19 protein-coding genes are annotated in these 19,851 nt (G+C 47.6%); 3 read left to right on the forward strand and 16 right to left on the reverse strand.

Annotated features, from left to right (window positions below; genetic code table 11):
- Positions 1–25: 25 nt before the first annotated feature.
- Complete coding sequence (locus K0H59_RS19590) at positions 26–709, reverse strand: phosphoglycolate phosphatase (protein ID WP_220054109.1); 684 nt, start codon at positions 707–709, stop codon at positions 26–28.
- Positions 709–1,386 carry a ribulose-phosphate 3-epimerase gene (rpe, locus tag K0H59_RS19595; protein WP_220054110.1) on the reverse strand — a complete coding sequence of 226 codons (678 nt, stop codon included), beginning with the start codon at positions 1,384–1,386 and terminating at the stop codon, positions 709–711. The genes K0H59_RS19590 and rpe overlap by 1 nt, the downstream gene beginning before the upstream one ends.
- A gap of 262 nt (positions 1,387–1,648) precedes the next feature.
- Between rpe and K0H59_RS19600 the strand changes: the two genes are divergently transcribed.
- Complete coding sequence (locus tag K0H59_RS19600) at positions 1,649–2,014, forward strand: hypothetical protein (protein WP_011718618.1); 366 nt, start codon at positions 1,649–1,651, stop codon at positions 2,012–2,014.
- Positions 2,014–2,199, forward strand: coding sequence for a DUF2970 domain-containing protein (locus tag K0H59_RS19605; RefSeq protein ID WP_011718619.1), 186 nt, complete (start codon positions 2,014–2,016; stop codon positions 2,197–2,199). The genes K0H59_RS19600 and K0H59_RS19605 overlap by 1 nt, the downstream gene beginning before the upstream one ends.
- Positions 2,200–2,223: 24 nt before the next feature.
- On the opposite strand, the gene K0H59_RS19610 is transcribed toward K0H59_RS19605, so the two are convergent.
- The 9 genes from K0H59_RS19610 to K0H59_RS19650 all read right to left on the reverse strand — a co-directional run bounded on the left by K0H59_RS19610 (position 2,224) and on the right by K0H59_RS19650 (position 11,225).
- Positions 2,224–3,063 (reverse strand): Dam family site-specific DNA-(adenine-N6)-methyltransferase, encoded by an 840-nt coding sequence (locus tag K0H59_RS19610; RefSeq protein ID WP_011718620.1) that lies wholly within the window; start codon positions 3,061–3,063, stop codon positions 2,224–2,226.
- A 48-nt stretch (positions 3,064–3,111) separates the two neighbouring features.
- On the reverse strand, positions 3,112–4,521 hold the full coding sequence (locus K0H59_RS19615; RefSeq protein WP_220054111.1) for an AAA family ATPase: 1,410 nt from the start codon (positions 4,519–4,521) through the stop codon (positions 3,112–3,114).
- An 18-nt stretch (positions 4,522–4,539) separates the two neighbouring features.
- A complete protein-coding gene (gene aroB, locus K0H59_RS19620; protein WP_220054112.1) occupies positions 4,540–5,619 on the reverse strand; it encodes a 3-dehydroquinate synthase in 1,080 nt (359 codons plus the stop codon).
- Between the two features lie 5 nt (positions 5,620–5,624).
- The gene (aroK, locus tag K0H59_RS19625; protein ID WP_011718623.1) at positions 5,625–6,140 is read right to left on the reverse strand and encodes a shikimate kinase AroK; all 516 of its coding nucleotides are present in this window, start codon (positions 6,138–6,140) and stop codon (positions 5,625–5,627) included.
- 219 nt (positions 6,141–6,359) lie between these two features.
- Positions 6,360–8,414 carry a type IV pilus secretin PilQ gene (locus K0H59_RS19630; protein WP_220054113.1) on the reverse strand — a complete coding sequence of 685 codons (2,055 nt, stop codon included), beginning with the start codon at positions 8,412–8,414 and terminating at the stop codon, positions 6,360–6,362.
- A 21-nt stretch (positions 8,415–8,435) separates the two neighbouring features.
- Positions 8,436–8,951, reverse strand: coding sequence for a pilus assembly protein PilP (locus tag K0H59_RS19635; RefSeq protein WP_220054114.1), 516 nt, complete (start codon positions 8,949–8,951; stop codon positions 8,436–8,438).
- Complete coding sequence (locus K0H59_RS19640) at positions 8,951–9,577, reverse strand: type 4a pilus biogenesis protein PilO (RefSeq protein ID WP_220054115.1); 627 nt, start codon at positions 9,575–9,577, stop codon at positions 8,951–8,953. Before K0H59_RS19640 ends, K0H59_RS19635 begins: the two co-directional genes overlap by 1 nt.
- Entirely contained in the window at positions 9,574–10,158 is a 585-nt protein-coding gene (locus K0H59_RS19645) for a PilN domain-containing protein (RefSeq protein WP_220054116.1), read from the reverse strand. Before K0H59_RS19645 ends, K0H59_RS19640 begins: the two co-directional genes overlap by 4 nt.
- Entirely contained in the window at positions 10,146–11,225 is a 1,080-nt protein-coding gene (locus K0H59_RS19650) for a pilus assembly protein PilM (protein WP_011718628.1), read from the reverse strand. Before K0H59_RS19650 ends, K0H59_RS19645 begins: the two co-directional genes overlap by 13 nt.
- Before the next feature lie 191 nt (positions 11,226–11,416).
- Between K0H59_RS19650 and K0H59_RS19655 the strand changes: the two genes are divergently transcribed.
- Positions 11,417–13,936, forward strand: coding sequence for a penicillin-binding protein 1A (locus K0H59_RS19655; RefSeq protein ID WP_220054117.1), 2,520 nt, complete (start codon positions 11,417–11,419; stop codon positions 13,934–13,936).
- Between the two features lie 64 nt (positions 13,937–14,000).
- On the opposite strand, the gene argH is transcribed toward K0H59_RS19655, so the two are convergent.
- The 5 genes from argH to argC form a co-directional block, all read right to left on the reverse strand.
- Positions 14,001–15,368 carry an argininosuccinate lyase gene (argH, locus tag K0H59_RS19660; RefSeq protein ID WP_220054118.1) on the reverse strand — a complete coding sequence of 456 codons (1,368 nt, stop codon included), beginning with the start codon at positions 15,366–15,368 and terminating at the stop codon, positions 14,001–14,003.
- Between the two features lie 92 nt (positions 15,369–15,460).
- Positions 15,461–16,684 (reverse strand): argininosuccinate synthase, encoded by a 1,224-nt coding sequence (locus K0H59_RS19665; RefSeq protein WP_220054119.1) that lies wholly within the window; start codon positions 16,682–16,684, stop codon positions 15,461–15,463.
- A 60-nt stretch (positions 16,685–16,744) separates the two neighbouring features.
- A complete protein-coding gene (locus K0H59_RS19670; protein WP_011624429.1) occupies positions 16,745–17,650 on the reverse strand; it encodes an ornithine carbamoyltransferase in 906 nt (301 codons plus the stop codon).
- Positions 17,651–17,662: 12 nt separating this feature from the next.
- The gene (argB, locus tag K0H59_RS19675) at positions 17,663–18,445 is read right to left on the reverse strand and encodes an acetylglutamate kinase (RefSeq protein WP_055647085.1); all 783 of its coding nucleotides are present in this window, start codon (positions 18,443–18,445) and stop codon (positions 17,663–17,665) included.
- Between the two features lie 31 nt (positions 18,446–18,476).
- Positions 18,477–19,457, reverse strand: coding sequence for an N-acetyl-gamma-glutamyl-phosphate reductase (argC, locus tag K0H59_RS19680; RefSeq protein ID WP_220054120.1), 981 nt, complete (start codon positions 19,455–19,457; stop codon positions 18,477–18,479).
- Positions 19,458–19,851: the final 394 nt, after the last annotated feature.

Genomic DNA, 19,851 nt, shown 5'->3' on the forward strand with positions numbered 1-19,851 from the left:
TCCAAATAAAGATAAAAAGATTCGATTAAACTGGCTGAGCGAGATTTAGCCAGCGCAGGATCTCGACAAACTGCTCGCATACAGCGTCAGGGCCAGTGAGCCCAATATCTTCACCGTAGTTGTAGCCATAGGTCAAGCCGATTGATGCAACACCCGCCGCTTTCGCCGCTAAAATGTCATTTTTAGAATCGCCCACCATCAACAACTCACTTTTATCGAGTTGCCATTCGGCTAATAGATGCTGTAGCGGTAATGGATCGGGTTTCATCTTCGCCAGCGAATCGCCGCCAAGTACCAAGCTAAAGAAGTCATTAATCTTAAAGGCTTCAAGCAGGGGCAAGGTAAAGCGATAAGGCTTATTGGTCACCACCGCCAGCTTAAATCCTGCATCAAACAGGATTTGCAGCACTTGGTGCACATCGGCATAGAGTGCACTGTGCTTCTCAAGATTTTCTTGATAGTGATGCATAAAGATGGGCATAGCCGCATCCAATGCCGTTTGCTCAACATCTGTGCCTAAAGCGTAGCTCATGGCGCGGCGCATCAGCATCTCAGCGCCATTGCCCACCCAAGTTCTCACCTGTGCCTCGGTACACCTTGCTAAACCTAATTCGGCGAGTGCCGCCTGAGTCGCGACCGCAAGATCGGGCACACTGTCAATCAGTGTGCCGTCGAGATCAAAGGCAATCGCTTTAATCTGTTCCCGCATTATTTGACCTCTACTTTCGCTAACTCGGCGTGCATCTCGTCGACGACGGCTTTATAGTCTGGTTTACCGAAAATGGCAGAGCCGGCGACAAACATATCGGCGCCTGCGGCGGCGATTTCAGCAATGTTATCCACTTTAACGCCACCATCGACTTCTAAACGAATATCGAACCCGCTGGCATCGATACGCTCACGCACTTGGCGTAATTTATCTAAAGTCGAAGGAATAAAGGATTGGCCGCCAAAACCTGGGTTGACTGACATCAGCAGAATCACATCTAACTTATCCATTACATGGTCAAGATAGTGCAGCGGCGTTGCTGGATTAAACACTAAACCCGCTTTACAACCCGATTCTTTAATCAGTTGCAGAGTGCGGTCGATATGCTCAGAGGCCTCTGGGTGGAAAGTAATAATAGACGCACCCGCCTTGGCAAAATCAGGCACGATACGGTCAACAGGCTTAACCATTAAATGCACATCGATATCGGCCGTGATGCCATAGTCGCGTAACGCTTTGCACACCATAGGGCCAATGGTTAAGTTGGGCACATAGTGGTTATCCATCACATCAAAATGTACTACGTCAGCCCCTGCATCTAACACGGCTTTAACGTCATCCCCTAAACGGGCGAAATCGGCGGATAAAATCGATGGAGCAATTAAAAATGGGCGCATAGGACACTCGCTGCTATTGAACAAAAAGTGCCTTATTTTACCCTTAGCTAGGCCATGCCTCTATAGCAAATGCCACATTTATCGCGATTGAAACCCAATAGAAACACAATTGGAGTACTCATAACGTACGGTAAACTCAAGGAGATGCTGAAGCGTTAGAAAGTTTTTAGTGAAGATTGATAAATTATTGTTCATAAACTAAGCGAGTTTGTTATACTCGGGTCGCTAACGTGGATCATTTAGTGGTTTCAAAGGAAGTATCATGAAGGGGCGGTTAACACAGTTTTCACACATTTTGGGCTCGGTGACATTTAAGTCATCGATAATGTTGGCATTTACCGCAGTGGTAGTCGCCTCCTTAGCCTTTGGCGTGGAAAAACTCACCGCAAGTAACGATACCTCAGCCTGCGCTTGCAGCAGCGATACTCGCTACAACAACAGTTTACCTAGCAGCCATCCAAATAACCGCTGTGCCGAACAGGCACAAACCTTAAGCTGGAAGACTTGGCTCACTGGCAAAAATCGCTCTAGCCAGTTCCATTTTGTCGACTTGCTTGAATTACTCCATGGTCATCAAGACAAACCTATCGATGACCTGAAGCCTGCTAATTCACAACAGTCCTATTGATGCTAAGCCGGATCTGGCAAGTCTTTCACAGTACGATAGCCGCCTTCTTTGGGGTGCAGTCAGATAGAAATCGTCAAAAAGACTTCCAGACCAACTCGCCATTACCGTACATTTTTATGGGGATAGTGCTAGCGATAGCCTTAGTCGCCAGCCTGATTCTGCTTGTTAGCCAAGTCGTTGGCTAAGTCACTCGATACTACAACTTAGTATCAATCATCCTGCGGGTCATAATTCTCGTCGTACAACGCAATCAGCTCGTCGACTTTATTGCGACCACTGCCATTTTGACTAATGTTGCGTTGCACTTGGATCTTGGCAAGGTGGGCACCGCGATACAACTCACGTGTCAGCGGAATATCATGGTTACTGATCACAACAGGAATGCGCTGCTCTAAGGCCATATGCCGCGAGTAACGCGCCAGCAGCGCCTGATCATCCAAACTAAAACCCGCACCAACATAAGTGGTGAAACTCGCGGTGGTCGATAGCGGCGCATAGGGCGGATCGCAATAGATCACATCGCCAGTGCGGATTTGCTCGAAGGCTTTTTCATAGCCGATGCACTTAAACTCGGCGCGCTGCGCTTTCTTTGAAAATGCTAAGATTTCCTTCTCTGGGAAATAAGGCTTTTTGTAGGAGCCAAAAGGCACATTAAAGCCCCCTTTGCGGTTATAACGGCACAGACCATTAAAACCATGGCGATTCAAGTACAGAAAATAAACCGAGCGCAAAAAAGGATCGCGAGATTTATTAAAGTCTGTACGCACACGGTAGTAGGCATCCTTTTGATTCATCTCATCGACGAATAGCTTCTTGGCAGCAGCAATGTACTCGGCAGGCCTTTCTTTCACTATGTTGTAGAGATTGATCAGATCTTGATTGATGTCGCAGAGTAAATAGCTGGGATAGTCAGTATTTAAAAAGACTGAACCTGCGCCGACAAAGGGCTCAACTAAACGCTCACCTGTTGGTAAGTAGTTCGCGAGCTCATCCACCAATTTAAATTTTCCGCCGGCCCATTTCAGGAAGGCTCTATGTTTTTTGATCATTTAACTTGATGAATGCCGACAAAAATAAAGGCCATGATTGTACTCTGTTTATTCTGAAATTTCACCGCTTGAGCGCGTTTCTTGTAGTTGATAACCGCCGAGTTCTGCCCATTTTTTTATCAGGGGTTGGCTAAGATGATACTCTTTGACCAATTCTGCGGCCGCCTGCTGTGCCGATTGACTGTCGTTAAACTGCCCTACCAACACCACCCAAAACTGTTTGTACTTGGCAACTCGCACCTCTGGCACATTATGCAATTTCTTAAGAAGTGACTGCACAGTTTCACGCTGAGAGACTGTGGCAATTTGGATGGCATAACCCGTTTTTGGCCGCACCGATACGGCTGATACAGGCGCAGGAGTTACATGCACCACCTGAGTAGCAGCATCATCTTTCGCTTGCTCTGTAGGCGCAGGCGCTGCGTCATCAACCTCTGTGGCGGCACTGTCGCCCTTACTTGTCGCTTCATCGACAGGCGGTTCTATGCCAGCCTCTTCTTCTACTTGAGGTTCTTCCCCATGGAACTTCGCCAATGGGTCCGCTTGCTCCACCGCTTCCGCTAATAATGCCTGCGTTAACGACTCGGCTCGCAGTTTAAAATACGGCGCTAACAGCTGTTTGCCATGGGCAAGAAACTCTGCGGAATCCACAGCAGGATAAGTCACGACCTCGGGAATTGGTTCACTTGAAAAGGGTTTCGCCAAACCAAGCCAAATCACGAGGGCAATCAGCACACTGGCAAACCCAAGAAGCGCGACTTTGTATTGTGTCCATACTGATTTTTTCTCACCCTGACCGTGTAGAGCCAGCTCCAGTAAGGCAACCACCTCCTGAGGAGTGCCAATTTGCTTCTCGAGCTGAGCACGCACTATGTCTCTTGGCGTAAACGGATTTTGGTCACTATAGCGCAGCAAGGTTTGATACAGCGCCTCACGCTCAGGCAGGCTTAAGGGATCAATGCTGACCGGGAGGATCTGTCGTCTTAATGACTCAGGTAATTGGGGGAGTAAGTCGGCTAAAAATGCAGGCGGAACCGCTAACGTCACGGCAATACGCTGACCCGCACATTGCACTTGATTGAGTATGATGCACTCGGCCCACAATTCTTTAGAGAGTAAATGGGCGTCATCGATAATGATGTGCAGCGGCTTACTTTGTTTTGGCGCGACACGCAGTATGGTTTCAGCGAGGGAGATTTCGTCATCAAAAATCGGAGATGACACCAATTGCACTAAAATCTTGCGACGAATTTCAGCATTGTCGGCGTGCATAGGACAAATGACTAACGCTGCATTCGACTCATCAAAATCTGTGGCTAACGCAGTCAGCAGTGTCGTCTTACCCGAGCCGTGGGCACCCACAAGCACCAGTAGCTGGTCGCTATAACTGGCCACATGATGCAATCTTTCTACGAGGGCTTCCTGTGAAGGAAGCAAGACTTGCCCCTGAAACGTCACTCATCCACCACACAAGGTTTATGCGCAGCAGATAACCTGTTCTAGGGTCGATTCCGGGACTTGGCTAAAGACATCAGCTCGACCAATGGCCGTCGGGAGTACCAGCCGGATCTGACCACCTAAGACTTTCTTATCGCGACGCATGTGTTTAATAAAACTATCGAAATCCATAGATTCCGGCGCTGTTACTGGCAGATCGAAAGCATGGAACAATTGCACAATACGACGAACAATTGACTCATCAATCAATCCCATAGACTTAGCCGTTTGTGCAGCAAGGACTGTGCCAGCCGCAACCGCTTCACCATGCAGCCAATTACCATAACCCATCTCGGCTTCGATCGCATGACCAAAGGTGTGCCCAAGGTTTAATAGCGCGCGGACGCCCTGCTCGGTCTCATCCTGACTCACGACATCGGCTTTAATCTCACAGCAGCGAGAAATCGCATAGACCAAAGCTTGAGTATCTAGGCTTTTCAATGCTTGAACATTGTTCTCAAGCCATTGAAAAAATTCAGCATCCCACATGATGCCATACTTAATAACTTCTGCCATCCCAGCCGCGAATTCACGCGCGGGCAAGGTCTGTAAGCATTCAGTATCGATAATGACGGTCTGTGGCTGGTAAAAAGCCCCGATCATATTTTTGCCAAGCGGATGATTAACTGCGGTTTTTCCGCCAACGGAAGAATCAACTTGCGATAGTAGCGTGGTTGGAATTTGAATAAAATCGACACCACGTTGGTAACAGGCTGCGGCAAAACCCGTCATATCACCAATCACCCCACCACCGAGGGCCACCAGCACTGAATCACGGCCATAATTGCGTTGCAGCAAAGCCGTAAAAATAGAATCTAAATGCGTTAAATCTTTGAATTGTTCGCCATCGGGAAGGATGACGCTGGTTACCTCACCAAACGAAGCCATCGTGTCTTGGATCTGCTTAAGATACAAGGGCGCGACAGTTTCATTGGTGACGATAAGGATACGTTTTTTCAGCAGGTAGCGAGACAGGGTCTCGCCATCACTCATCAAACTCTGGCCAATATAAATGGGATAACTGCGTTCACCTAAATCAACCTGAATTTGTTTTGTCATTCTGCCTAGAAACCTAATTGCTCAATGATTTGATTCGCAACAACCTTTGCACTTTGATCGTCGGTCTTAACGATCACATCAGCAATTTCTTCGTACAGAGGGTTACGGATTTCTGCGAGGTTTTCTAATACTTCTCGCGGATCATCTACTTGCAGTAATGGGCGACGCTTGTCTCTTTGAGTGCGCGCAACCTGTTTGTCGATAGTGGTTTCGAGATACACCACGATACCGCGAGCAGATAAATGATTACGGATATCTTTGCTCTGAACTGAACCACCACCAGTGGCAAGGACAATACCTTGTTTTTCAGACAGATCAGCAATAACCTGAGCTTCGCGACGACGGAAACCTTCTTCGCCTTCAACGTCAAACACCCAAGCAATATCAGCGCCTGTGCGTTGCTCAATCTCTTGATCTGAATCGTGGAATTCTAAATGCAGCATTTGCGCCAGATGGCGACCAATTGTGCTTTTACCTGCGCCCATTGGGCCTACCAGAAAAATATTACGTTTTTCAGCCATTTCTTGTACGTCTGAATCTTAATGAAAAGTATGCCTATGTCGACTCATGAACAAGCCGACCTACTGTATGTTACCTTGCTCTAATGAGACTTGACCGAGGATTATCTCAGTTTCATGTCTAGTCTGGCAAGTGATGCACGCTATTTATGATAAGAATTGTATTTCAGACACAATAAAGCCAGCAAGGAATGCTGGCTTTATTCGACTCGTAACAAAAGATTAGAGTTTCTCGTTCACGATTTTAGGCGTCACGAAAATCAACAGCTCTTGGCGCTCATTCTTGTCGGTAGTATTACGGAATAAGAAGCCGACTAAAGGAATGTCACCCAGGATAGGCACCTTGCTCACGCGGCTGATCAAGTTCTGTTGATAGATACCACCGAGCACAATGGTTTCCCCATTATCCACTAACACTTGCGTACCAATACGTTGAGTATCGATAGCGACTGCCGGACCTGTAGGAGTGTCCACCGTTTTACCCTGAGAGTCTTGAGTGATTTCAAGATCCAGAATTACACGGTTATCAGGCGTAATTTGTGGTGTCACTCTTAATGACAATACAGCCTTCTTAAAGGTCACCGATGTGGCGCCGCTGGAAGTGGATTGCACATAAGGGATTTCCACACCCTGCTCGATATACGCCGCCTTTTGGTTAGAGGTGGTGATACGAGGGCTCGCGATAATTTCACCTTTGTTTTCCTGCTCAAGCGCACTCAGCTCTAAATCTAAAATAGTGCCATCGGCAAGCTTGGCCACATGGAAAGCGATGCTGGTTGGGTTTGTCACCGCCGCAGGTAAATTCACGTTCAAACGATTGTCTAGAGATGGAACCACACCATTAGCAATGCTTCCAGCCCCTTCAAGCGTTCCTGATGTCCCTTTACTCCCCTGTTGGTCAGTTACGCCCCAACGGATACCTAAATCTTCAGACACGTCGTCTTTTACCGTGACCATGCGAGATTCTATCAACACTTGGCGGATAGGAATATCGAGCACTTCGACCAAACGATGAATATTCTCGATGATTTCAGCGGTATCTTTCACTAACACGGTATTGGTACGCTCATCGACAGCCACAGATCCACGTGGTGACAATAAGCTAGAATCCGCCCCTTTGAGTAACTCAGCAATATCAGTCGCCTTGGCATAGTTGATTTGCAGATACTCAGAGTAGAGTGGCGCCAGCTCTTTCACTTCCTGCTTATTCTTGAGGTTTTGGCTTTCGCGAATCGCCAGCTCTTCACTTGGCGCCACCATCAGAATGTTACCTTCGATACGCTTATCGAGTCCTTTGGTTTGCAGGATCAAGTCCAATGCTTGGTCCCAAGGCACGTCATCAAGTCTTAAAGTGATATCACCTTCAACCGTGTCACTGGTGACTAAGTTGAAGTTGTTGTAGTCGGCAATAATCTGCAACACAGTACGGACTGAAATATTCTGGAAATTTAACGAAAGGGTTTTACCGTTATATTTCTTCACCTCTTTGGTCGCCGCAACGCGCTCTACTTTGTTGATTGAGAGCCTAAAGAGATTGTCTTCCTGTTTGTAATTGAACTCATAATTGCCCGAGACATCGACTAAAATCCGGGTCGTTAAATCGTCTTTAAAGGTTTCAAAATGCTTTACGGGGGTGGAGAAATCCTGCACATCCATCACATATAACAAATCACTGTTAATATCAGTGTTGTAGAGCTGAACCTCAAGTTTGGCACCGATTTGTTCAACGTTAGCTGCAACTGAGCGATTATTTAAATAGACTAATAAATCACCACCACCATTCGCGTTGCGACGAAAATCGATATTTTTAACACTATTAACGAACGGATTATTACCCGCTTGTGAGCCCGCAACTTCGTCGTTAATGGTTAAACGGTAAGAATTACCAACGACACTGCCTTGATACGGTTTAACCTTAGATAAGCCCAACGTCACCATTAGATGGGCATCTTGCTGCGTTGTCACTATGTCCTTCACACCGACTTGGTTAATCGGCAGACGGTCCTTAGAAAGACCCGAAATACTGTCATCGAAGGTTAATACCAACTGAGCAGGAGAAGCATTAGAGTCAATTGTGGGCGCGCTAATCGCCTCCTCAAAAACTAACTCGACTTCTAATTGATGATCGACAAGAGCATGGTATTTAACATCCATCAACCTATTTGCCGCAAAACTCGATGGCAAAAACCCAAATACTAATGCGATCCCAATAACAGACTTGGCTAAGCCTGAAGATAAAAACGATAACGGGATTTTTATCGCGGCAGAAGATTTCATTATTCCCTCATCCTTCGCTTGTTATTTTCCAGAAAGTTCGATGTTGTTTGTGCGTTCAGACCAACAACCAGAACCATCGGGAATTAATTCTACAACTTCCACATTCTGAGAAGTCACTTTCGCTATATGGCCATTAAACAATCCAAGATACTCACCCACGCCCATCCGATATACACTGCCATCATTAGTTTCAATAAGCGCCCAAATTGAATTACCTTCACTTAAAGTACCGCGCATTTTTAGATTGTCTAAAGCATAGGTTTCTAAACGGCCTTTACGACGTTTTAAATCCGGCTGTAAGCAGTTTTTGCTGGTATCAACCACTTCTTCCGTTAACTCTCGAGAAGGAGGAACAAAGGGGCTACGCATTAATTCGGCTTGATACGCAAAATGCTCAAACTTAGGTGGCTCTTTTAAGGGTGGAATATGCGCCACATGCTGTGCCTTGGTAGTAGTAACAAATAGCTCTAAATCACTACGATCGCCAACACAACCCATTAAAAAAATACTTAATGCTAACAGAGGTAAGAGTTTCATTATTTCTTCCCCTTGTTATTGGCTGGTTTTTCGGGAGGTAATTCAGCGCCCTCTTTAAAGCGATAGGTTTTCGCCAGAATATCCATGGCCAGATTACCGCTCTCATCGCGCTTAATCGTAAAATCGTGCAAGCTGACGATACGAGGCAGTTTAGCCACGCCGCTGACCATATTGCCTATTTGATGATAATCACCTGTAACCGACATTTTAATCGGGAACTCAATATAGAAATCCCGTTGAATCTCAGGTTCCCAATTTAAGCTGTTAATCCGTAATCCAGCGTCAGTGGCCACAAAGGTTAAGTCATCGAGCAGCCCTGGCATTTCATTTTCAGAGGGCAGCATTTTGAGTAACTCGGCAAATTGCTCCTCCATCACAGCTAACTGTTCACGGTACAATTTAAGGTTAGCGGCAAGCTGATATTTGGTTTTAAAATCTTCTCTGAGTTGCTCTTCCTTTGTTTGCTCCGCGTTATACACATCAATAGCATCCGAAACCACGAGAAAATAACCCGCAGCAAATACACAGAGTGCCAATAGCACAGCGAAAAACACTTTGACTTGATTTGGCCAACCGCCGATATTTTCAAAATCAATATCATTAAACTGACTTAGATCGAGCTTCATTTACTCGCTCCTTTTGCCGTTTTAATAGGCTCATCAGCCATGGCACCTTTAATGCTCACTCTTAAGCTAAAGCGTTGTAATTGTCTTAGCTCATCATCTTGAGACACGATAGATTGCATATTGGGATCGGTTAACCATTCGGACGCCTTCACCTTACGCATCATATTTGCCACGTTGTTGTTCGATTCACTGCGGCCTTCAATCAGTAATAGACTGCCCTTTTTCTCTAGGCTAGATAGATATATTCCGGGCGGCACGATACGCACCAGCTCATCTAATACGTGTGTCGGCAAATTACGGGATTGCTGAAGGTTCAAAATGATCTCGGTGCGACGCTCAATATCTTTCTTACGCTCGGTGATCTTTTTAATCTCGGCGATTTGTGCATCGAGTTGCTGAATTTCTTGCTGCAAATAAGCATTCCGACCACGCTGTTCATCGGTCATCATGTCGAGTAAAGACAGAGCCACATAGACTAAAATCGCTGAGCCTAAAAATACCGCGGCCAATATGCCAAAATAATCGCGCTTCTGCTTTTCTCTCGCTTCTTCACGCCAGGGAAGCAGGTTTATGTTCGCCATTGACCGTAGCTCCTCAGCGCTAAGCCACAAGCAACCATATATTTGCTAATGCTAGGTTGCAGTATATTTTTAACGGATTCATCTGCGTGCAGACACCCTTGGAAAGGATCAGCAATAATAGTGTGGACGCCTAACTCATTCGTTAATAAGTTAGCCATGCCTTCCAGTTTAGATGTTCCACCGCATAATACGAGATAATCGACTTTATCTTTGCCGCTCGAAGTACAATAAATTTGCAACGTTCGTTTAATTTGTTGCAGTAATTGCGTTTGGAAGGGTGATAGCACTTCGAACATATAATTACGCGGCAAATCGCCTTCAATTTTGGCTTTCTCTGCTTGTTCGTAGGACATGCCATAAAACGACAGAATCGACTGAGTAAATAACTCGCCGCCAAAGGCCTGCTCACGAATAAAGGTCGTTTCACCCGATTCCACCACGCAGAAGGTCGTCATGTTGGCGCCAATATCAACCATGGCCACCGCCTTCTGCCGAGCGCCTTCGGGTAACTGCCCTAGCACCAACTCAACGGCTCGGCCCAGAGCATAACCTTCCACATCAACAACTTTGGTTTCGAGCTCGACTTCATCGAGCGCATCGACTCTAGCATCAATATTGTCAGTGCGGCATGCGCTCAGTAGCACGTCGACCTTAGAAGGATCGGTGCTATTAACATTTAAGGTTTCAAAATCAATGCTAACTTCATCGAGGGAGTATGGGATCAGGTTATCGGCTTCAATCTCAATTTGCGCTTCCATTTCCTCCTCGCTCAGCGAGGCATCCATGTAGATAACCTTAGTCATCACCGCAGAACCTGAGACCGCGACCGCTGCATATTTAACCGATTTAGGTAAAATACGCTTAATCTGTTTGAGACATTCAACAACGGCATCGGCATCACGAATATCATGATCGTTAATAGCCCCCTTTTTTACGGGAACCGCTGCATGACTTAGTATTTTATATCCATCAGCAGTCTTACTCAGCAGAATAGCCTTTACTTCATGGGAACCAATATCAATCCCGACCATTTGCGGAGCCTGACGCTTCCATAAATTTGAAAGCATAGTCCGTTGTCACTTTATTATTTGTATTCAGTAGTAAAAGAGATTAGCACAAAATCAACCCGTTATACGTATTTGTATAGAATGTTTCAAGATTTTACAAACGCTATTTTAGGGCCGTCACGTTTTTGCTTCACCCAAACGTGCGCGCCTTATATACTGTCGCACTTAACTGAACATTAGGATCAATTTAGGTGAAGTGGTTAAAACGTATTGTTATAGCTCTATTCAGTCTAGCCCTTTTGGGCGTGGGCGCCATTGTTGCAGCATACTTTTATGTTTTGCCGGATCTGCCGGATGTATCGACACTAAAAAATGTGCAATTACAAACACCTTTGCGCATTTACAGTAGCGACGGCAAACTCATCTCTCAATTTGGTGAGAAGCGCCGTATTCCGCTGAAACTCGAAGAAGTGCCTAAACCGCTGCTGCAAGCCTTCCTCGCCACCGAAGATGCGCGCTTTTATGAGCATGGCGGCATCGATCCTGTTGGGGTGATGCGTGCCGCAATCGTCATGCTCACCACGGGTGAAAAGAAACAAGGCGCGAGTACGATCACCATGCAGGTGGCGCGTAACTTCTTCCTGACCCGCGACAAGACCATTATTCGTAAAGTGAAGGAAATTTTTATTTCCTACCACATCGAGCAATTGTTAACTAAAGATGAGATTTTAGAGCTCTACGTTAACCGTATTTATTTAGGTCAGAGAGCCTATGGTGTCGGCGCAGCCGCTCAAGTGTATTTTGGTAAAAACGTTCAAGATCTGACGCTTTCCGAAATGAGCATGATCGCGGGTCTGCCTAAAGCACCGTCGACGCTAAACCCTATCACCTCCCCTTCACGTGCACTCGCTCGCCGCAACGTGGTATTGATGCGGATGAACGAAGTGGGTTACATCAGCAAGGCTGAATACCAAGCTGCTGTGCAAGAACCGCTCGTCGCCAAATACCATGGCGCTGAAATCGATCTTTACGCCCCTTATATCTCTGAAATGGCTCGGGATTATATGGTGCAGAAATACGGTGAAGAAGAAGCCTACACCAATGGCTATAACGTCTACACCACGATTTCATCAGAGCAGCAACTACTAGCACAGCAAGCATTACGCAATAACGTCTATGCCTATGATGAGCGCCACGGTTACCGCGGTCCTGCGGCAGTTCTCTGGACCGATGCCAAACCGGACGATGCACAAATCAAAGCTGAGCTCGCAAAAATTACGCCTGTGCAAGAGTTGCAACCTGCTGCGGTATTAAACATCGATGGTCAGCAAGCCAGCGTATTAACCGCCAAGGGCGAAACCAAAGTCATTAAGTGGGATGGCCTAAAATGGGCGCGCAAATTTATCACCGATAAACGCCAAGGCTCGGTGCCAAAATCGGCCTCGGATATGCTAAAAGTCGGTGAGCGTATTTGGATCCGCGATAACGGTCAGTACTTACAATTATCGCAAGTGCCTGAAGTGGCCAGCGCTACTGTTGCGCTCGATCCTACAAATGGTGCAATCCGTACCTTAGTGGGCGGCTACAGCTTCAGCCAAAGCCAATACAACCGCGTGACCCAAGCGAAACGTCAATTAGGTTCGAATATAAAACCTTTCATCTATGCTGCGGCATTAGAGAAAGGCTTTACCCTCGCGACCCTGATTAACAACGCGCCGATTAACAAACCCGATATTAGCCAAGGTACGGCGTGGCGCCCTAAAAACTCGCCCGATATCTATGGCGGTCCAACACGCCTACGTGTGGGCTTAGCGCAATCGATCAACGTAATGTCGGTTCGCGCCATGCGCCATATTGGTTTAGATGCGGCCATCGCCGAGCTGACTAAGTTTGGCTTCGATCCTAACGACTTACCTCGTAACGAGTCGTTAGCCTTAGGTTCTCCTTCGGTCACCCCGCTGCAAGTGGCGACCGCTTTCAACGTGTTCGCAAACGGCGGCTTCTTGGTGGAACCATACTATATCGAACGAGTAGAAGACTCCTTCGGTAATGTGATTGAGAAGGCCAATCCGACCTTAGCCTGTAAGCCTAACAACGGCTCAATGCAGCCTAGCAGCGATCCAATGAGTTTTGGTGAGCCAACGACTCAAACCGATGAACCTGTCGCTCATTGTTTTGAGCAAACAGGCCGTTATGCTCCGCAAATTATCTCTGAACAAACGGCATTCCTGATCACCGAAGCACTGAAGAGCGTGATCTGGGGTGGCGGCGATTGGAGTAAAGGCACTGGCTGGCAAGGTACAGCGTGGCGTGCGGCGCAGTTAATCAAACGTCATGATATTGCGGGTAAAACGGGTACAACCAACGAATCACGCGACACTTGGTTCAGTGGTTTTGGTCCGACACTAACCAGCACCTTCTGGGTAGGGTTTGATGACCACGGTCGCCAGTTAGGCAGGACTGCATGGAACTCCAACGGCGAGAAGGATCAGATCACAGGGACCGAGGCCGGCGCAAAGACCGCAGGCCCTGGCTGGAACGAGTTCATGAATAACGTGCTGAAGGGCGTACCTGAAACCACAGCGATTCCGCCCGAAGGGATTATCTCGGTGCGGATCGATCTGGCGACTGGCAAGCTGACTCGCAAAACAGATTACACCAGCGCATTTGAATACTTTATCTCGGGCACTGAACCTAAGGAATACATCAGTGAAAGCCAAGATGAAAACAATCTGTTCATCGATGCGCCGACAGACGATTTATTCCAATAGGCCTCTGTGACAGAAACAAAAAACGCGACCCTAGAGTCGCGTTTTTTATTACCCGATTAAAGCATTAGCCCGCTTGCTTCGCCGCGATGGCTTGCTTCACCTGAGTCAGCGCCGTGCCGCCGAGGACATCACGTTTTGCCAAACAGGCTTCGATGGTGAGGTTGGGATAGACGTCATCTTCGATAATCTCGGCAAAGGTTTTAAACTCGGCCAGCGTAAAACCTTCTAACGGGATCTTCTTGGCGATCGCCGCAACCACAGCCACACCGACTACATGGTGTGCTTCGCGGAATGGCATGCCTTTAGAAACCAGATAATCCGCCAATTCGGTCGCGTTGGCATAACCTTGCTGCGCGGCTAACAAGGCATTCGGGCGATTCACTACTAAGCCAGATAACACTAACGCCGCCATATCCAAGCAGATTGCCCAGCTGTCGACCATATCGAACAAGCCTTCTTTGTCTTCCTGCATGTCTTTGTTGTAGGCGAGAGGTAGGGCTTTCATGGTGGTGAGAATGCCCACTAAGCTGCCGTACACACGGCCCGTTTTACCGCGAATCAGCTCCAGCGCATCGGGGTTTTTCTTTTGTGGCATCAAAGATGATCCCGAAGTCACTTCATCACTTAATGAGATAAAGCCCGCTTCACCCGAGTTGAAGAAAATCAAATCTTCGGCCATGCGGCTTAAATGCATCATGCTGATTGAGGCAGTTGAACACAGCTCAACCACATGGTCGCGATCCGACACACTGTCCAAACTGTTTAAGGTTGGCGATGCAAAGTTCAGTGCCGCAGCCAGCGCATGTCTATCCATTTGATAGGCTGTGCCCGCCAAAGCTCCTGAACCGAGCGGACAGGTATTGGCGCGCTTTAAGGCATCGGTTAAGCGGCTAAGATCACGCTCAATCATCTCCACATAGGCCAAACACCAGTGGCCGAAGGTCACAGGCTGAGCACGTTGCAAGTGAGTATAACCTGGCATCACAGCGTCGAACTCACGCTCAGCAAGCGCAATAAGTTCGCTGCGTAAGGTTTGCAGGCGAGCCACTAATGCCGCACCTTCGGATTGGCACCAGAGTTTTAAATCGGTTGCGACTTGGTCGTTACGGCTACGGCCCGTATGGAGTTTTTTACCGAGATCGCCAACTTTAGCGATCAGCGCCGACTCCACGAAGCTGTGAATATCTTCCGCGCCCGAGGCGAGAATAATCGCAGGATCGCCCTTCACTTCCACCAGCAGCTCGTTCAGTGCTTTCTTCAAGTCGCTGCACTCGGTGGCAGTGATAATGCCGACGCTAGCAATCGCATCGGCCCACGCGATAGAGCCGACCACATCCTGCTCAAACAAGCGGTAATCCACTGGCAGTGAATCGTTGAATAATTTAAATAGCGCGCTGGTTTCGCCCTGAAATCTTCCACCCCATAAAGCCATACTCAATCCCCTCGGTCACTGCTTTGAATACGTTAAAGCCATTAAAACTTAAGATATAAAAAAGGGCGCTAGGCGCCCTTTCAGTCAGCCTATTACTTAGCGTTGAGCGCGCGGATGCGGCTTGCTAACGAGTACAGACGGATAAAGCCTTCAGCGTGTTTTTGGTCGTACACTTGGTCTTCACCGAAGGTGGCAAAGGCTTCAGAGTACAAGCTGTTTGGCGAACGCTTCTTAACGGCAATCGCGTGACCTTTGTAGAGCTTAACCACAACTTCACCGTTAACAGACTCGGCTAATGACTCAGATGCCGCCAGCAGCGACTTACACAGAGGTGTAAACCAACGACCGTCGTACACTAAGTGTGCCATTTGGGCACCCACTTGCTCACGCCAAGTACGGCTGGTTTTATCCAGCACTAACTCTTCAATCGCGCGCAGTGCGGCAAACATCACAGTGCCGCCTGGGGTTTCGTAACAACCACGAGACTTCATGCCCACTAAACGGTTTTCGGTGATATCAATACGACCCACGCCATGTGGTGCAGCGATAGCGTTCAGCTTCATCAGTGCAGCGTAAGGTGTTAAAGCTTCGCCATTTACTTTAGTCACACGGCCGTTTTCAACTTCGAGTGACACATATTCAGCTTGGTTTGGCGCATCTTCTGGATCGGCAGTCAAGGTCCACACACCTTTGCTTGGCTCGTTCCATGGATCTTCCAACTCACCACCTTCGTGGGAAATGTGGAATGCGTTAGCATCACGGCTGTAGATCTTAGTGGCAGAAGCCGACGTTTTGATATTACGCTCAGCTAAGTAAGCCAGTAGATCTTCACGGCTCTGCATGGTCCATTCACGCCATGGTGCAATCACTTTTAAATCAGGCGCTAATGCCGCAAAGCAACCTTCGAAACGCACTTGGTCGTTACCTTTACCAGTACAACCGTGACACAGGGCATCGGCACCCACTTTACGTGCCACTTCAACCTGCGCCTTAGCAATGATTGGACGCGCCATTGAAGTACCTAACAGGTAAGTCCCTTCGTAGATCGCACCCGTTGCCATGGTTGGGTAGATATAGTCTTTAACGAATTCTTCTTTCAGATCGACGATATGGCATTCTGATGCGCCAGAAGCCAATGCCTTTTCAGTCAGACCCACTAACTCTTCTTCACCCTGACCTACGTCAGCGCAAAAGGCGATGATTTCACAGTTGTCGTAGGTTTCTTTTAACCAAGGAATAATGGCCGAAGTATCTAGACCACCCGAATAGGCTAAAACGACTTTTTTCACGCCAGTGTTTTTGTTCTCGATAGACATCTTAAATTCCTATAACTCGTTTCTCACCTTGGAGAAAGTAGGCTGCTAAACAGGGTTAAATTAACTAAATAGGGTTACTAGTACTGCGTTTTGGGCGTGCATCCGATTCTCTGCTTGTTGCAGGATCAAGGAGCCTTCGCCATCCATCACTTCATCGGTCACTTCAACACCGCGGTGAGCGGGTAAGCAGTGCATAAAGAAGTGAGCACCCGCTTTCGCCATCAAGCCCTTATTGACCTGATAAGGTGCAAACTTATCCTTAATTTCCGCTAACGGTGTTGGATCACCCATGGAAATCCAAGTATCAGTATAGATAGCATCGTGACCTTCGATAGCACCAATATCTGAAGTCAGTACAACCTTGCCGCCATATCGGCTGGCAAGTTCTTGCACTTCGGCCACGACGTAGCCATCAGGAAAGTGACCCGCTGGGCAGATCACTGTCATGGTGGCACCGAGAATGGCCGCGCAATACATCAATGAATTCGTCACGTTATTACCGTCACCTACGTACGCTAACTTAACATCACTGATATTTTCAAAATGCTCGGCCAAGGTTAAGAAATCGGCCAGCGCTTGGCAGGGATGGTATAAATCCGAAAGCGCATTTATCACAGGCACAGTGCCAAACTCGGCCAATTGTTCGATGGTCTTGTGGGAGAAAGTTCTCGCCACAATGGCATCGGCCCAACAGGACAGGTTAGAAGCAAAGTCAGCGACCGATTCCCGCTTACCTAAGGCACCATTTTGTTGGTCTAGGTATAAACAGTGGCCGCCGAGCTTGTTAATACCGATATCGAAGCTAACACGAGTACGCAGGGATGGCTTTTCAAATAACATCACCACACTCTTACCGTCCAGCGCATGACGATACTCAGCGGGATTCGCTTTAATCGTCTTGGCTAAGGTAATCAGATCCAGCAACTGTTGCTGGGTTAACTCTTTTATCGATAGTAAATGCTTCATAACCTACTCCGCTTATGGTTGGATTTGTGTGCCCACGGCCTCACCTTTTGCTAATGCGACTAATTGGCTTGCATCACGCCATGAGGCAACTTGAACCGCCTGCCCCATCCACTGCGCCACTTCGAGCGCAGCTTCTACTTTTACCTTCATTCCCTTTTCGATCACGCCTTGCTTCACCAAATCCGCAATCTGCTTACCATTCAGTGAAGGGATTAATTGACCTTTACCGTCGAGCACGCCAGACACATCCGATAGCAGCACCAACTTGCCACCGACCAACTTAGCTAATACCGTCGCCGCTTGGTCGGCGTTCACGTTCAGCATTTGGCCATCGTCCATCATGGCAATCGAGCTACAAATCGGCATCCAGCCTTGGGACAGAATAAACTTGAGGTAAGTGGCGTCTTTAGGAGAAACCTCGCCCACTAAGCCTAAACGCTCGTCTTTGATCTTGGCCGATACTGTGTTGCCATCGGCTAAGCTCATGCCAACGCTCACAATCCCAGCCTTTGTCGCTGCGCCTTGGAGGATCTTGTTTGATGTTCCGGCCAGTGCACCGGCAATGATCGGCATTTGCTCCGGCGGGGTCACCCGCAGGCCTTCTAACTTGACGGTTTCCATGCCGTTTGCGGCTAATTGCTCGTCGACCAAACAGCCGCCGCCATGCACCATCAGCACTTGCTGGCCATTGGCGATCATTGCTGCCGCGGTATCCATTAAACGCGCCATCCCCATTTCACACTGCAGCAGGGCGCCGCCGACTTTAAGAACTAATACTGAGTTGTTAGTAGACATCTTGACGACTCTCTTAAATAAGGATGAACGGTTAAAGGTTAAAGTGAATCTTTATGCATTGCAGGGCTTGGCTCGCCGCGCCTTTCATCAAATTGTCGATGGCACTGGCAACCACTAAGTAGCCACTGTTCTCATCAAACTTCCAACCTAAGTGGCAATTCGGAGTCAGCACCACATCATCCACTTTCGGGAACTGGTTCTGTTTCACCGTTACCAGCGCAGCTTGGTCATACACACTGTATGCCGCAGCCACATCGGCGGTGGTAGTGCCTGGTTTTAGCTGTACCGTTATGGTCGCTAAAATGCCGCGCTTGAAGTTGCCAAGGTGCGGCGTGAAGATCACCTCTTGTCCCAGTTGAGTGGCAATTTCGGGTTGATGTCTGTGGCCTAATACGCCGTAGGGTGTGAGGCTCACTTCGCAAAAACTGGTATGCAGTTGCGCCTTACGACCCGCACCCGTCACACCGCTGACCGCATTGATCACTGGATAGGCTGACGACAGTAAATTCTTTAATGGTTTCAATGCTGTTAATGATGCTGTTGGGTAACAACCTGGCACAGCAATCATTTTAGTCGCGGCGACTTCTTTGGCATTCCACTCGGCTAGACCATAGACAGCCTTGGCCAACACTTCGGGATATTCATGCTCAAAACCGTACCACTTGGGGTACTGCGCCACATCGCTGAAACGATAGGCACCGCTCAAGTCAAACACGGCTAAACCTTGGTTATAGAACCAAGCCGCTAAATGCAAACTCACCGAGTGCTCGGTCGCTAACACTACGGCATCCGCCTCGGCGACGATCTTCGCCTTCGCCTCTTCAGTCAGTGGTGACAGCGCTAAGTCAATGTGGCAGTAGACAGGGTACAAATCTGCTAAAGCTCTACCTTTATCTAAACTATTTTCAGAGACATACAGACCTTGAATCGATAATTCAGACTCCGCATGGACTAAAGCTGTTAGTTGTGCGCCTGTGTAACCACTGGCACCGATAATGGCGATGTTTTTCATATGTATTTTTATAAACCGAATCAAAGAGACTTAAAGAATAGATGAATAGCGTACACGCACCAGCGTATATCTATGATGACAAGACTATCGTCGTAGGAAATTGTAATGGGTCGTTATTTTATTCACTGACGGCTTAACGCTATACATCATGATATTTACTCTACAGGTCACAAGGGGTGACTCATCTCAACTGCTGGCTAGACTACCACAAAGATCTATTTATGCAATATATGTGAATATATATTTTTATTAAATTTTGCCTTTTATCTGCATTCAAGCACGCTGAGCAAATAACACCATACTTCACTAACTGCTTAATAACTCAGTTATCTATGGATGAAAGACTGAAAAATCAGTCCTTTTTATTAACACCGAATACACATACCCGCAAAAC

This window comes from Shewanella sp. FJAT-51649, from assembly GCF_019457435.1.
GTDB lineage: Bacteria > Pseudomonadota > Gammaproteobacteria > Enterobacterales > Shewanellaceae > Shewanella > Shewanella mangrovisoli.